Genomic DNA, 13704 nt, shown 5'->3' with positions numbered 1-13704 from the left:
GATCGTCGCGTGTAGGCGCTATTCTCTTACGATTCGCCGGTCAGAGCAATTCCTTCATCCGCTTCATCCGTCGGTTCGCCATCGCCTAGTCATAATGCAAGGTATAGGTCGCGACGGCCGACACCTGACCGGCGGTGATCCGGGAACGTGTCTGGTAGTAGCGGGCAGTGAGCGGCAGGGTAAACCGGCCCGCGCTCGCGCTGCCCAGCGTCATCTCATGATTCAGTACGACCGGCTGACGATGGTAAAGCAACTGCACGCCAATACCCTGCGCCCGATCGTCGGTGGCGTCATTGCGCAGAACGCCATGCCCCCGGGCGGAGAGGGGCTCCGCGCCGTCAACTCGCAGGGAAACCGTGACCGCGCTGTTGCAATCCAGCTGCAGCGCGAAAGGGGTGTCGCCGGTGGTTTTGCCGACGCCGCCGAAGTGGTCAAGCATCGCCGCAGGGAGCTTGATCAGGGCTGGCGTGGCGTCATTCACTGAACATCCCGCGGTGCTGATCCTGCCGGTTAAGTCTAACGCGGCCAGCGGGGTATGCTCCGCCATTAAAAAGCGCTCGCTGTGATACTCAAGCTCGCCCGGCGTCGCCGCGGGACCGGTTTTAATGAGCTCAATCGTCAGGTGGAAATAGCCCAGTTTCCACACCGCATCGGGCAAGGCGGCGGGATTGTCCACCCGTTGGCTAAGCGGCGAGGGCGTCGGCCGGTCAGGAAAGCCGCCATAGCCGCCGATAGCGCGCAGCGATACGCGAACGCCAATGCCGGCGAGGTTAGTTTGATAAACCGTCGGTCGCGTCACTCCCCCGGACAGCAGACTGTCCAGCAGCAGCGGTGACAGCCCGTGCGGATCGTCCGCGCAGCGGATCCACTGTTCGCCGCCGTCGCTAAGGCGGTTCCAGGCGAAACTTTTATGATACAGCGGGGTGCCGGGTCTGGCGTCAGCCGGAACCGTGAGCTGCCCCACGTTCAGCCGAAGGGTGGAGGCCTGGCCGCGGACAAACACTGGCGTACAGGCCCATCCGCTGGCGGCCGGTAACAGAATAAATAACAGCGTCATGGCGACCCGACGCAGGAGAGTTAAAAAAGACATGATAACGTCTGCTGTAAAATGAGTGGATGGGGGGTCTGAGCCAGCGTCGGGGTGAGATCGTAGCGGGCGCTACAGCGCTGCTGAGGGCCCGGCCCCCACTGCGCATAAAGGGTGCCTTTTGGCGCCAGGCCGGCCAGGTACACCTGACCCTCGCTGGCAACGATGCTGTTGGTGTCTTTGGCGCGTACTTCGCTGCCAAAGGGCAGCGGTTGTCCCCGCGACTGCAGCGTAAACAGCGCCTTATAGCCAACGTGGGTGTGAAAGCGCGCCAGAACCACCGCGTCTTTGGTAGGGACCAGCGTCACGGTGCTGTTGGCCAGATCCACATTCTCCGGCAGCGAATGGCTGTCGAGAGAGACGTCGTTGCGGTGATAGGCGGTGGCGAAGGGCAGCACGGCGTACCCGTCACCATTGGTGGCGATGGTTTTCTGGTTGGCGAGGGTCACACCCCCGGCGCCACCGGCGTCAATCAGGACGACAGCGCCATTCATTTCCGGCGTAAAGACTACCCCGTGGCGGTGAATCAGAATGCCCCCGCTGGCGCCGTAGTTCAGACGAGCGGCCTGCGAATCGTGGCTGTAGCCGAGATTCAGATCGCCCCTTCCACTGCTGTACCCGGCCGTCAGGCTGCCGCTGGACCCGTTTTGCCGATCGCGGGTTTGGCTGACGGCGTAGCTAAGCGCGTGATTGTCCAGCAATGTGCCGTTGAGGCTGACCATCTGACTGCCAACGCTGTGGCGGGAGGAGGTCAGGGTATAGCCGGCATAGCTCCCCGGCAGCAGGTGTCTCAACGGCACGGAAAGTGACAACGTCACCACTTTGTCGGAATGCGGCTCGTCATCCTCCTCGTCACCGTGGCTGTTGCGGGAGTCGCTGTAGCTGAGCGACCACGCGATACCGTGAACCTGGCTGCTGATCCCCATATTGGCGGTACGCTGTGTGGCGCCCCCTGACCAGTAGCTGTCCTGGTCGAGACTCAGATAGAGGGTGATATCGTACGGCAGGCTCTGGCTGGCGGTGATTTGCAGGGTTGCTTTTTTGTTGTCGCTATCCTGCAGGTCGTCGTCGCTACCCGGGCTGGAAAACGCCTCGCTCAGCGTGGCATAGCGCTGATGCGAATAACGCCAGCCGGTGAAAGTCAACTGCGTGCCGAGACGATCAAAACCTTTGCTGTACTGGAGCTGCCAGGCCCGGCCATCGATCGGATCCTGCTGGTGCCGGTCGCGGGCGTTTAACAGCTGCAGCGAGAGCGCCCCGGCTTCTCCCAACCCCTGTCCTGCGCCGAGCGAGAGGTTATGGTATTGCGCCGCGCTCTGCAGTCCGCCAAACAGCGTCAGGTTATGGGCGAACCCGCGCATCAGCGACAGCTGCATCATCAACGGCCGCTGGCTGGCATCGTCGCTATGGTAGCGCCCGGCGACCAGGTTGTATTTCAGGCTGCCTTCGCGCTGCATGCTGGTCACCGAAGCATACGGCTGGGTGAAGCGGCGGATTTCGCCATCCGACTCTTTGACGGCAACCTCAAGATTGCCGCTGCTGGCGGTGGGATAAAGATCGTCAATCACGAACGCGCCGGGGGTGACGTAGGTTTGATACAGCACGTAGCCATTTTGCCGAACCGTGACCTGGGCGTTGGTTCTGGCAATCCCGCGGATGGTCGGGGCAAAACCTTTCTGCGAGTCCGGGAGCATCGCATCGCTGGAGGCGAGGGATATTCCCTGAAACTGTACCGCGTCAAACACATCGCCCGACGTGAAGGTATCCCCGAGGGTCAGTTCACTCTGCCAGCGCGTCAGGTCGCGCTCAAGCCAGGCGCCGCTGGTCGTCCACTGGGGCTTATCATCGCTGTTGGCGGTCAGGTTATTGCTGGCGCGCAGGCGCCAGGCGCCGACGTTCACGCCGCTTTTCAACATCAGATAGTTATCGCGCTCGGTGCTGCCCTCGCGGGTACGCTGGCTGGCGCCTGAATAACGATAGTTACTCTGAAAGGCGCTAATACCTTCGTCCCACAGAGCAGAGGGAACATTATCCCTCGCCCGGTGCGTCATCAGCGCCTGAGGAATGGTCATTACCAGCCGCTGATGAGCAAAATCGAAATTGACCGTGCTGCCCGGCAGCAGCGCGTTGAGTTCGGGACATGAGCGGGACGTTGCGCCGGTCGCCTGGGACAGCACGGCCGGGTTAACTCCGGCCTGCAGCAGATCTTCCGGCTTAAGGCAGGGCGTGAGCTGTCCGCGATCGTTCTGGCGAAACGTGACGGTCTTACGGGCGTCCAGCGTGACGCCGTTGACCTGCCAGCTCACCGGATAGGCGCCTGGCGGCTGGCCCGCCTGCTGATTGAAGCGTTGCAGATCCACTGCCGGCAAATGGTCGTTTTTCTCCAGCAGATCCATATTAAAGGTCGCCTGGGCGTGCAAGAGCGCGCTCTGCCCGCCCAGCAGGATGGAGAGGCTGACGACGGTAACGGTATGAGCCGGGCCGTGGCGCATCGCGACATCAGACGCTTAGTGCGCCGAAACGGGGGCGCTAAACGTCTGCACAGCGCCAAAGTCATCCAGAATGCGCCAGCTCACCTCGCGGGCGCAGGCCTCGCCGGGGAGGGAATACTCTTCACGGCTGTGAGGAGCAATCACGCTGCGCTCAAGCGGCGTTTTCTGGTTCTGGCCCGCGCAGGTGAGCGTGGTGATAGTCACATAATAGGGGGAGGCATTCTCCGCCTGCAGGTGGTTGCCGCTGACCCGCCAGCGCAGGTGCTGCGCCGCGTCGAGCGCCGAGCCAGGGAGCCCTGCCGGGCGATAAATGAGCTTCAGTTGATTCTTTATAGCAAATTGCAGAATGTTCTCGCCAGCCGGCGCGGTATTGGCGGGAATCACTTTGATATTCAGGGTGAACAAACTTTCCCGATCGTTTGGCAGTTGCGCCGAGGTTAATAACACGCGCAGATCGTTGCTGTCTCCGGCATCCAGACGGAACAATGGCGGGGTGACGATAAACGGTGATTTATTATTATCAGCCAGATCGTCTACCCAGCTCTGAATAAGCACCGGATCGTGAGGATTGGTGTTTTTTACCGTGATGTCTGCCTCATGGCTTTGTTCATTATAAATGACACGAGTGCCGGCAATGGCAACCCCGGCGGCAGACGCCAGGAACGGGCAAAAGAGAAGGCTCAGGATAAAAGCCGCTTTATAACACTGCATAATTGAGGATCCGGTCACGAGGAATGAGAATAAGGGCAGGGGGACGCTGCCCTTGGAAAAGTGGCAATCAGGACATTCTATTCGTACACAATATCAATATTGGCCGTGGCATTAATATTGCCGGCAGTGACATCCTGTGAGGAATCGCTCTTCAGATCGGCAATAAAGTTAAATGCAATATCACCGTTTTCGTCGGCTTGCGAAACCGCCGTTTTGCTCTGCTTGTCAAAGGTCAGCTGATTGCCTTCCGTTGAGCCGTCAGGGGAAGAGAAGACTTCAATGCCCACCCCTTTGGCGGTATCCGCGGCGTCGGAGAGCGCCAGCACGGCGGCGCTGGTGCCGTTAGCGTTGGTGTCCGGAGTACCTTCCAGGCTGATACTGATGTTCTGCGCCAGTGGGCAACCGGTGAGGTTGATAGTGAACGGCGTTTCTGCGGTTTTCGCTTCATGGGATTTCAGCGCCGACATATCGACGTTGCCAAAATCGACATTAACATCGCCACCGTTATTGGCGATCTGGCAGGACTCGTTAATAATTTTACCGGTGAAATTCAGTGTACCCGCCGCGCGGGCGGTGGTCACAGTAGCCAGACTTAAGGCCAGCAGTGAACCAACAACCAGCAGGGTGCCTTTTTCTTTCATACTCAAACCTTATTAAATAATCACAAGTTAACAAAAGCATTTAACATTTTTAAAGCATGTTTTTTATTTCTGTTCACAAAAAACGGTAAGCATCACTAATGTATATTACCGTCGGGGGCGGGATTATACGGAGAACATCGTAAAGGCCCATTGATAAGATGTGTTAAGCTGTAACATTATTTATTTTTTGGTGTAAGTATAATCTCATTAAATATTAAAAAGAGTCCCATATGTATAATGCATTATTTCCGGGAGATAACTGTTCTGAGCAAATTTTACGAAAAAGTTGCTGTTAATCCCGGCAGTTGACCGGGTGGCCCGGAATAATCATTTACGCTGCCGCTATTTTGCAGTAGCGTGGAGTGACGGCAGGAAGCCGCAGGTTGTAGGGCACAGAAACGATGCTGTGCCGCGCAGTGTCACCCGTTATCAAGGAAGATTGCTATGTCTCCATTCCGTCTCGCTCTGCTATGTCTGTGCCTGGCGCCGCTGGCGTCGTCTGCTGCGCTTTCCGGCCAGGTTCATTTTTCAGGACGGGTCATCAATCCGGCCTGTGTTATCGCCCCCCGGCACGATCGTATCGATGTCTCGTGCCAGCACCATTCACCGGAACAGGTCGCCTTGACAAACAACCGTCCTCGCTACGCCATGCCGGACAATCGTGGTGAGGTCAGTATTCACTGGCGAAATGCGCAGCATAGTGAAGCGGATGTCATTATTCGCTATCGCTAAGGCGGGATAAAGGCAATGAAGAGTAAGCTGATGCAAGGAGGTAAAGGATAAACCGTTGTGCGGTTTATGCGCGCATCAGCCATAACCAGCGGGCAGACGCGCGCGCAGAAATCATTCATGAAAACAATTATTGCCGCCGCCCGGCGGCAGAATCAGGTGTCGTCTGGCGCCCAAGCGAGCTCCGGGATCGGAAAGCGGCCCACCGTCATAGAGAAAGGGAAGCAACTCAGCGGATCCGCGACTGTTCATCGTCGCGTAACGTCAGCACCTCAAAACCGTTGGCGGTGACGGCCACGGTGTGCTCCCATTGCGCGGAGAGTTTTTTATCGCGGGTAACCACCGTCCAGCCATCTTTTTTGGTTTTGATACGGCTGTCGCCCTGGTTGACCATCGGCTCAATGGTGAACACCATGCCTTCCTGCAGCACGGCGCCTTCTCCGGGGCGGCCGTAATGCAGCACCTGCGGTTCCTCATGCATTTCCTGACCGACGCCGTGACCGCAATATTCTCTGACCACGCTATAGCCATGTTCCTCCACCCAGCGCTGAATAGCGTGGCCAATATCGCCCAGCGTCGCGCCAGGCTTCACCACCTCAATGCCTTTCCACATCGCTTCATAGGTAGTCTTTACCAGCCGGCGGGCCAGCGGGGAGACATCGCCTATCAGGTACATCTTACTGGAGTCGGCAATCATGCCCGCTTTCTCGAGGGTGATATCGACGTTAACAATCATCCCGGAGCGCAGATGTTCGGTCGCTTTGGGGATCCCGTGGCACACCACATCGTTAATGGAAGTGTTCAACACATAGGGAAAATCGTATTGCCCCTTGCTGGCCGGGCGGGCGTGCAGCTGGTTGACGATAAAATCTTCCACTCGATCGTTAATCGCCATCGTCGTTACGCCGGGAACGATAAAAGTATCCAGCATATCAAACACTGACGCCAGCAGCTGGCCGGCATGGCGCTGCCGGGCGAGTTCGTCGGCGGTTTTAATGATTATTGATGGCATTGATCACCTCCAGCAGACGGTCAGAGCCGGATTTCAGCATCAGCAGTTTGATCTGCTGGTGGTTAAGCTCAGGGTAGAGTTCGCTCATCATGCCCAGACGGATCCAGTATTCCGCCTGGGCATTGACGGAGCGGGACATGGCTTTGCTGGCATCACGAATATCATCGTGCAGCAGATCGGAGATTTTGACGATTCCCATAGATATATACCGTAACGATTCGTATATACATCGTATACAATCCAGCGCGGGATGTCCTTGGCATTTTGTGGCGTAGATGGCGAGCATCATGCAAAAAAGCCCGACCAGCGGGCTTATATTCAGCATTTTTTCGGGTTAAAAATTCGCGCTGTGCACCATGGCGAAAATTACCCATTAGATTATCGGTATGCAGAAAGAAAATAACATGATAGCGACGCATCAATATATTTTATGCAGGTGTTAATTTTGCGTATTAATATTCTCCCGTCAGGCCGGGAATCCGAAGGATTTACAGCGCGTCAGTGAGTTTATCCACCACCACTTTACCCGCATTATCGAACTGCGTAATGCGGAAACTGTCGCTCCAGGAGCGGCGGGTGGTGAAGCGGTCGAACAGGGATACCCGGCCTTTGCGCTGGCCATCTTTACTTAAAATAACCCATTCGGTCACCGAAGAATAATGCTGGCTATTGTCATGCCGACTCTGTTGTTCAACAAGTTGGTCTTCTTTTTCCACTTTTAAATAATCACGCAACATATTTAACCTCCATAGAAAGTATTATTAACATTACTCCTTTTATTTATTCTTTCAATCAAACTTTTTAATCAATAAAAGTAACTATTAGTGGGCGACCTAAGTGCAAAAATCGCGGGGAATATCACTCCTTCGGACGGCCTGGTCCACTACGCTTAACGAGAGCGTCCGCCGCGCCTTCTGCGGTGTCCGGGTCAGAAAGAGGCCAACAAAAGGCCATATCCTTGTATTCTTAATAGGCGTAATTCTGCTATATCTAATGCGTTTTGCCACGACCGAGCCACAGAGAGCGCTGTACCATGAGTAACGATCACCTGACGGATATTGCCTATCGCCACTTTATTGAAAGCGTTAAAGATTATGCCATCTATATGCTGAGCGCCGACGGCACGGTCATTAGCTGGAATGAGGGCGCCCGCCGGGCAAAAGGGTACCTGAGCGACGAGATCATCGGTCGCTACTTCGGTCTCTTCTATAGCGAAGCTGAGCAACTCTCCGGTGTACCCGCAAAAAACCTGGAAATCGCCCTGCGTAGCGGGCAGTTTGAAGGGGAAGGCTGGCGGTATCGCAAAGACGGGTCCCGATTCTGGGCGCATGTCATGATCGATACCATCCGCGATGAGCAGAACACCCTGCTGGGTTTTGCCAAAATTACCCGCGACATTAGTGAACAGAAGGCGATTAACGACCGCATCGCCTGGATGGCGCGCTACGATGCGTTAACCGGTTTACCCAATCGGGTGGAGTTTTTTGAACGGGTGGAGAAGCTGATCACTGGAAATGATGCCCGCCGCTTTGCCATTTTCACGATCGATTTAGACAAATTTAAAGAGATTAACGATCTGCAGGGCCATCTGATTGGTGACCAGCTGCTGCAGCGCGTGGCGGGCGCCGTGCTCAAAACGCTGCAGAAGGAGGAGATGGTCGCCCGCTTCGGCGGCGATGAGTTTGTGGCCGTTAAACCTTTTTCCGATGAGGGGGAAGTGGATGCCTTTGCTGCGCGCCTGTGGCACTGCTTCAGCGGTAAGCAGACGTTTGCCGCGACGGAAGTGGTTCTCTCCGCCAGCATTGGCATCTCAGTCTACCCGGAAGACGGCACGGATATTAATACGATACTGAGCAATTCCGATCTGGCTATGTATCGGGCAAAAAGCAGCCTCGACCATAAGATTTGCTGGTATGAACGTGAAATGGATGACAAGACGCGGCAGCGCAATATGATGGCCGCCGATATCCGGCGCGGTATTCACGCCGGGGAGTTTTCGCTCCACTATCAGGCTATCCGCAACATCAAAGATCGTAGCATCACCGGTTACGAGGCGCTGCTGCGCTGGCAGCATCCGCAGCTGGGGACGATCCCGCCGGACGTGTTTATTCCCATCGCCGAAGAGAGCGGCGCCATCGTGCCCTTAGGTTACTGGGTGCTCGAGCAGGTGTGTAACGAATCGCTGGAAAATGGTTTGAACAGAAAAGTTTCGGTCAATATCTCTCCGGTGCAGTTGCGTCATCGTAGCTTTATCGAAAAAGTCCGCGAGATCCTGATGCGTACCGCCTACCCGGTCAGTCTGCTGGAGTTTGAGGTCACCGAAACGGCGTTTGTGATCAATAAACAGCTGGCGTTCAGCGTTCTGCATCATCTGCAAAAAATGGGGATCAGTATTGCGCTGGATGACTTTGGCACCGGTTACTCCTCCCTGAGCATGCTGCGCGATTTTCATTTCGACGTCATCAAACTCGACCGCAGCTTTATGACAGATGTGGAGAGCAACCCTCAGGTACGCTCATTCGTGCGAGCCATTATTTCGCTGGGCAATTCGATCAATACGCCGCTTATCGCCGAGGGGGTGGAAACGGCTGGACAACTGCAGATCCTCGAAGAGGAGGGATGTGACGAGATGCAGGGATTTCTGTTCGGCGAGCCGGTCGATATCAAACACCTGCCCGACCGGCGCTGATGCGCCCACCCTCCGCTGGTGGGCGTAAGGGCGTTACTGATGCGCAAGCGCTGCCTGCCCGGAAAGATGCAGCAGCGCCGAGCGCAGCGAGACCTCGAACATCTGACCGTGCGTCAGGCCGGGGTAGCGCCAGAAGGCTACGGTCAACCCTTTACTGGCAAGCTGCTGTTGGGTTTGACGCAACACCTCAAGCGAGGCCTCGTGCCCGGACGGCTCTCCACGGGCTTTACCGTCACCCTCGAGTAGGTACAGCGATTTCCCGCGAAAGCGGACGGCATCAAGACTTTGGCTTGCCTGCAAAGGCGATTGCAGGGCCTGACCTAGCGACGGGCTGGCGGAATAGTAGATCCCGAACGGCGAAGCCTTCCTCCACGCGTCGAGCACAAACAATCCGCCGTAGGAGTGGCCCCAGATAGCGCGCTGGTGGGGATCTATTTTCAGGTTAGCTTCCGTCTGGGGAACCATCGTTTCGGTCAGCAGCTGGCGAAAAACATCATTGCCGCCGGTTTTACGCGGCGGTAGCGCGGGTTTCCCGGCGCGAGGCTCATGCGTCTTTAGCGGTGGGGTGTAATCCCAGGCGCGGGCTGCGGTATCAAAGGGCAGCGCGGTCTGGTAGCCGATAGCGACGATCACCGGCGGGGAGCCGGCGAAGAGCTGCTGCAGAAACGCGTCGTCGAGTTTATCCATCACCGCGTTGCCATCCAACATATACAGTACCGGATAGCCGGCGGCGGGCGGGGCTTTGTCCGGCACTGCGGTCCATACCCGGTAGTGACGTTCGCCATCGGCAGAGTCATACTGGCGTTGCGTAAAGTGGTAAAACGCCGACCCTTTATCCGCAATGTTCGGCCCCAGCGGCTGAAGATCCGGCCGGGCAATACTGCCGCTGCTGTAGAAGAGTGCGCCAATCGCCAGCGTCAGCAGCCCGCTCGTACGACCCGTTGTGATGCTCCCTGAACTCAACTTCACCTCGTCTGTCCCCCTGTTTTGTTGCTTCTGGCGTTATTGTTGGGCTGACACGTTAGCACAGCTTTTATGATAATGGTTCTCATTTCTTTTTCTGGCGTTGCCACAAACTGTATGCTGGGGGAGCGGGTGACGGGATAAACGGAGATGACGAAGAGAAGGCCCCCTATAGGCGGTCATAAAAGAAAATTCAGGAACGATCGTGAAGGTGACTCAACAGTTTTTTGACCAGCGGAGTGAGCGCAATAAACAGCAGCGCAATAATTACGATCAGCAAGAGCGTCAGCCCTTTATGGTGGCTGATAAGCACCAACAGCATCGCCAGCGTCATGGTATGATCCTTTAATAAATGGCGTTAACCACCGCCAAGGTGAATAAAATTCAACAGAATGGTCATGACCACCCAGGCCAGCAGCAGATAGCGTCGTTTATCGCGTCGAGCTTCCAGCGCAGCAAAATAGTTAGCGCTGTACCAGGTTGATATGATAATAGCCAGCGTGATGATGACCTGCCAGATCGCCTCGCTGAAACCGGTGACGATGCTTATGCCACGAAAGCAGAGGACAATCGCAATACCGTTAAACGCATTACACATCAGCCATCCCCACAGACTTGCGGGTCGGCTAAATAAATATCCCAATCGTAAAACCAATGTCGTATTCACCCTGCTAAAATAATCGCGCTGTAAAATGCATTTTAACGATCGAACAGGTATTGATATAAATCAAAACTAATGGAATACCGCAGGAATCACTGGCGTACGGTGCTAACAGCGCGAGCAATAAACCTGAGAAACAGTAGCCCTGGAGAATATTTAACTCATTGTTTTAATGGGATTTTAGTTGTGAGATACCTGCGCTAATGTGCGTACTTCAAGCAAGTAGCAATACGTTGGTTTCTCTGGTTATTATTGCCATTGAGGTTATAACGGGGAGAATCAGATTATTCGCCATGTTTGCTGGGCGAGGGGTGAAAATCCGACCGGGGCCAGAGCTCCGGTCGGTGTCATACTTAATGGGGCAAGGCGTTATGCTGCAGAATTTTCAGGAAATCATGTTTGTCAGAGATTAATGACAGTGCATTAGCGATCAGCTCATCGCTAAATATCGAGGCAATTTCCTTGAGTACGTCAATATGCTCTTTCTCTTTCGCGATCACGCCGATGGCAATAAACATTACATTGCTCCGATCCCAGATTACGCCATCAGGAAACTGATAGATCTCAATCCCGGTTTTAAGGATGATATCCGTCGCGGATTTCGGCAAATGCGGCAGGGTGATGCCATTGCCTAAAAAGGTCGAGACCTGATGTTCACGCTCCAGCAGAAAGTGGACACATTCCTGATTGACATAGCCTTTGGCTTTAAACTCCGCGCCGATCATGGCGATGACTTCCGCTTTATTACTGGCTTTGCAGCCAATATGCAGATTATCCAGCGTGATGTTATCGATCATAACCAACCTCCCTGGTGAGACGAGTGGATTTTTTATCTTCATGGTTTGCTGACAGCTCTGCTTCTAACTGCTCAAGCGATTTATTGGAGGTCTCGGGCAGGGCAAAGACCACGAAAAGAATGGCTAAATAGTTAATGGCGGCGAAGATAAAGAAGACTGGCCCAAGGCCCAGTTTTGCCTGCAGCAGCGGGAACAGATAGCTGACCACCGCGTTCATGATCCACATGAAAAATACCGAGATCCCCATCGACAGTCCGCGGAATTTCAGCGGGAACAGTTCGGCTAATACCACCCAGGTAATAAAGCCCATGGAGCCCTGCATCACGCCGACGAACAGCGCGCCCAGCAGCCAGATGGCGGTAGCTTTCAGGTCACCCACCAGGGTGTAATCGACAGCGGCGATAATCAGATGCAGGGTTGCCATAATGGCGAAACCGTAGATGATGATTGTCTTACGTTTGAAGCGGTCGACAAGGAACAGCACACCGATCAGCATACCGCCCACGGAGAAAACACCGTTCAGCACGTTGCAGATCAGCGAAGTACGCTCTGAGAAACCGGCGGCACTCAGGATTTCCGTACCGTAATACATAATGACGTTAACGCCGGTGGTTTGCTGCAGTGCGGCCCAGGTAATGCCGACCAGCAAAATTTTGAGGATCCAGGGTGTTTTGACGATCGTCGCAAAGGTGCTCTGGGCGCTGTACTTATTACCAGCTTCAATTTTGATCAGGGTAGAGATGTCATCGTACTCCTTCTGCGCGCGTTCCGCCGGGCGGATTTGTTTGAGGATATGCAGCGCTTCATCATGACGATTTTTGCTGATCAGCCAGCGCGGGCTTTCCGGCGCGCGCCACATGCCAACGAACAGGCAGATGGCCGGAATCGCTTGTACCAGCAGCATATAGCGCCAGACGTCCGGCAGATGGCCCCAGATGATGCCAATGATCGCGTTGATGGCAAACGCCGCCAGCTGGCCAATGACGATGGCGACTTCATTCAGGCCGGTCAGCTTGCCGCGCATCTCGGTAGGCGCCACTTCTGAAATAAAAGTGGGGGCGGTGACCGAAGCGCCGCCGACGGCATAGCCCAGCAGGGCGCGGGCAATCAGCAGGGTAGTGATATCGGGGGCCGCGGCGGAAAGCAACGCGCCGATGAGAAAAACAAAGGAGAGAAAGAGTAAATATTTACGCCGGCCGAAGTAATCGGCAAATTTGCCGCCAAACACGCTGCCCAGCGCGGCGCCGACCAGCAGAACGCTCATTACCAGCCCTTCGGTGGTTGGGGTCAGCGCCATGTACTGCTTCAGTGAGGAAAAGGCGCCGTTGATAACGCCGGTGTCGTAACCGAAAAGCAGGCCGCCGAAGGTGGCCACTAAGGTGATCTGATGAAGTCGTTTTCTCTGTTGCTGGTTCAGGTTTGTTATAAATGACATGGTAGTCCCTTTATTTTGTTGAACGACACAAGATAAAAATACATCTCCCCAGTCAGGATTTATCACGCCTGTGTTGTCGTATCTAACTGAATTAAATGATTTTCTTCTTTGTGTAATTGCTCAGCACAAGGCAGGGTACGCTAAGCAATGGCGGTCAAAGAGGTTTACGGCTTGGTGTTGACATGGATGTAGTCGATATCCGTTCTCCTTTGCGGGTTAGCGGTCTTTAGTGCGTCAGTCGCGACGACATTTGCCGATGAACAGCGCTCTGGTGTGGCACGTTGCTGTCGCTCCGGCGATTTACCGTGGTAAGAATATGGCACAAAGAAATGGAATGAACATGCAACAAGATCACATTATGAAAATTTAATTTCAAATCAGTGTTGCAGAATGGTAAATGCATGAAGCCAATCACAAAGGCTAAAGGGAGTATATCCCCATGAAAAGCAGGTTAAATTTACAGTGAGGTAATAACGATGTTGTTTTC

At 54.8% G+C, this 13704-nt stretch carries 14 protein-coding genes; 2 read left to right on the top strand and 12 right to left on the bottom strand.

Annotation, left to right across the window (positions count from 1 at the left end; genetic code table 11):
- Positions 1 to 85: 85 nt before the first annotated feature.
- The 4 genes from KB890_RS01790 to KB890_RS01775 all read right to left on the bottom strand — a co-directional run bounded on the left by KB890_RS01790 (position 86) and on the right by KB890_RS01775 (position 4931).
- Entirely contained in the window at positions 86 to 1090 is a 1005-nt protein-coding gene (locus KB890_RS01790; RefSeq protein WP_004179822.1) for a fimbrial protein, read from the bottom strand.
- Positions 1078 to 3579 carry a fimbria/pilus outer membrane usher protein gene (locus KB890_RS01785; protein WP_020323802.1) on the bottom strand — a complete coding sequence of 834 codons (2502 nt, stop codon included), beginning with the start codon at positions 3577 to 3579 and terminating at the stop codon, positions 1078 to 1080. Before KB890_RS01785 ends, KB890_RS01790 begins: the two co-directional genes overlap by 13 nt.
- Positions 3580 to 3594: 15 nt before the next feature.
- Positions 3595 to 4290, bottom strand: a complete 696-nt coding sequence (locus KB890_RS01780) for a fimbrial biogenesis chaperone (RefSeq protein WP_004176194.1) — start codon at positions 4288 to 4290, stop codon at positions 3595 to 3597.
- Between the two features lie 77 nt (positions 4291 to 4367).
- On the bottom strand, positions 4368 to 4931 hold the full coding sequence (locus KB890_RS01775) for a fimbrial protein (protein ID WP_004179824.1): 564 nt from the start codon (positions 4929 to 4931) through the stop codon (positions 4368 to 4370).
- A gap of 444 nt (positions 4932 to 5375) precedes the next feature.
- Between KB890_RS01775 and KB890_RS01770 the strand changes: the two genes are divergently transcribed.
- Complete coding sequence (locus KB890_RS01770) at positions 5376 to 5663, top strand: hypothetical protein (protein ID WP_004176193.1); 288 nt, start codon at positions 5376 to 5378, stop codon at positions 5661 to 5663.
- A gap of 226 nt (positions 5664 to 5889) precedes the next feature.
- Here the strand turns inward: KB890_RS01770 and map are convergent, their stop codons facing one another.
- The 3 genes from map to KB890_RS01755 all read right to left on the bottom strand — a co-directional run bounded on the left by map (position 5890) and on the right by KB890_RS01755 (position 7409).
- A complete protein-coding gene (gene map / locus KB890_RS01765; RefSeq protein ID WP_004179825.1) occupies positions 5890 to 6672 on the bottom strand; it encodes a type I methionyl aminopeptidase in 783 nt (260 codons plus the stop codon).
- The gene (locus KB890_RS01760; RefSeq protein WP_002904808.1) at positions 6653 to 6871 is read right to left on the bottom strand and encodes a ParD-like family protein; all 219 of its coding nucleotides are present in this window, start codon (positions 6869 to 6871) and stop codon (positions 6653 to 6655) included. The genes map and KB890_RS01760 overlap by 20 nt, the downstream gene beginning before the upstream one ends.
- Before the next feature lie 289 nt (positions 6872 to 7160).
- On the bottom strand, positions 7161 to 7409 hold the full coding sequence (locus KB890_RS01755; RefSeq protein WP_002904810.1) for a hypothetical protein: 249 nt from the start codon (positions 7407 to 7409) through the stop codon (positions 7161 to 7163).
- 296 nt (positions 7410 to 7705) lie between these two features.
- Here KB890_RS01755 and KB890_RS01750 point away from each other — a divergent pair, with 296 nt between their 5' ends.
- The gene (locus tag KB890_RS01750; protein WP_004143447.1) at positions 7706 to 9361 is read left to right on the top strand and encodes a putative bifunctional diguanylate cyclase/phosphodiesterase; all 1656 of its coding nucleotides are present in this window, start codon (positions 7706 to 7708) and stop codon (positions 9359 to 9361) included.
- Between the two features lie 33 nt (positions 9362 to 9394).
- Here KB890_RS01750 and iroE read toward each other — a convergent pair whose 3' ends face one another.
- The 5 genes from iroE to KB890_RS01725 all read right to left on the bottom strand — a co-directional run bounded on the left by iroE (position 9395) and on the right by KB890_RS01725 (position 13217).
- A complete protein-coding gene (gene iroE / locus KB890_RS01745) occupies positions 9395 to 10330 on the bottom strand; it encodes a siderophore esterase IroE (protein ID WP_004148380.1) in 936 nt (311 codons plus the stop codon).
- A gap of 187 nt (positions 10331 to 10517) precedes the next feature.
- Entirely contained in the window at positions 10518 to 10658 is a 141-nt protein-coding gene (locus KB890_RS01740) for a hypothetical protein (RefSeq protein WP_002904814.1), read from the bottom strand.
- A gap of 24 nt (positions 10659 to 10682) precedes the next feature.
- On the bottom strand, positions 10683 to 10922 hold the full coding sequence (locus KB890_RS01735) for a hypothetical protein (protein ID WP_004179827.1): 240 nt from the start codon (positions 10920 to 10922) through the stop codon (positions 10683 to 10685).
- 416 nt (positions 10923 to 11338) lie between these two features.
- Positions 11339 to 11782, bottom strand: a complete 444-nt coding sequence (locus KB890_RS01730) for a PTS sugar transporter subunit IIA (RefSeq protein ID WP_002904819.1) — start codon at positions 11780 to 11782, stop codon at positions 11339 to 11341.
- Complete coding sequence (locus KB890_RS01725) at positions 11772 to 13217, bottom strand: sugar porter family MFS transporter (RefSeq protein ID WP_004143440.1); 1446 nt, start codon at positions 13215 to 13217, stop codon at positions 11772 to 11774. Before KB890_RS01725 ends, KB890_RS01730 begins: the two co-directional genes overlap by 11 nt.
- Between the last annotated feature and the right edge of the window lie 487 nt (positions 13218 to 13704).

Origin of the sequence: Klebsiella sp. P1954, from assembly GCF_018199955.1 — a bacterium.
In the GTDB taxonomy this organism is placed as follows: domain Bacteria; phylum Pseudomonadota; class Gammaproteobacteria; order Enterobacterales; family Enterobacteriaceae; genus Klebsiella; species Klebsiella pneumoniae.
Note: the sequence above shows the minus strand (reverse complement) of the source record. Positions and strands in the feature narration are given on the sequence as shown.

Excerpts from the sequence above, each read along its gene's own strand:
- KB890_RS01790 (WP_004179822.1), bottom strand. The coding sequence starts at position 1,090 with ATGTCTTTTTTAACTCTCCTGCGTCGGGTCGCCATGACGCTGTTATTT.
- KB890_RS01785 (WP_020323802.1), bottom strand. The coding sequence starts at position 3,579 with ATGCGCCACGGCCCGGCTCATACCGTTACCGTCGTCAGCCTCTCCATC.
- KB890_RS01780 (WP_004176194.1), bottom strand. The coding sequence starts at position 4,290 with ATGCAGTGTTATAAAGCGGCTTTTATCCTGAGCCTTCTCTTTTGCCCG.
- KB890_RS01775 (WP_004179824.1), bottom strand. The coding sequence starts at position 4,931 with ATGAAAGAAAAAGGCACCCTGCTGGTTGTTGGTTCACTGCTGGCCTTA.
- KB890_RS01770 (WP_004176193.1), top strand. The coding sequence starts at position 5,376 with ATGTCTCCATTCCGTCTCGCTCTGCTATGTCTGTGCCTGGCGCCGCTG.
- map (WP_004179825.1), bottom strand. The coding sequence starts at position 6,672 with ATGCCATCAATAATCATTAAAACCGCCGACGAACTCGCCCGGCAGCGC.
- KB890_RS01760 (WP_002904808.1), bottom strand. The coding sequence starts at position 6,871 with ATGGGAATCGTCAAAATCTCCGATCTGCTGCACGATGATATTCGTGAT.
- KB890_RS01755 (WP_002904810.1), bottom strand. The coding sequence starts at position 7,409 with ATGTTGCGTGATTATTTAAAAGTGGAAAAAGAAGACCAACTTGTTGAA.
- KB890_RS01750 (WP_004143447.1), top strand. The coding sequence starts at position 7,706 with ATGAGTAACGATCACCTGACGGATATTGCCTATCGCCACTTTATTGAA.
- KB890_RS01740 (WP_002904814.1), bottom strand. The coding sequence starts at position 10,658 with ATGACGCTGGCGATGCTGTTGGTGCTTATCAGCCACCATAAAGGGCTG.
- KB890_RS01735 (WP_004179827.1), bottom strand. The coding sequence starts at position 10,922 with ATGTGTAATGCGTTTAACGGTATTGCGATTGTCCTCTGCTTTCGTGGC.
- KB890_RS01730 (WP_002904819.1), bottom strand. The coding sequence starts at position 11,782 with ATGATCGATAACATCACGCTGGATAATCTGCATATTGGCTGCAAAGCC.
- KB890_RS01725 (WP_004143440.1), bottom strand. The coding sequence starts at position 13,217 with ATGTCATTTATAACAAACCTGAACCAGCAACAGAGAAAACGACTTCAT.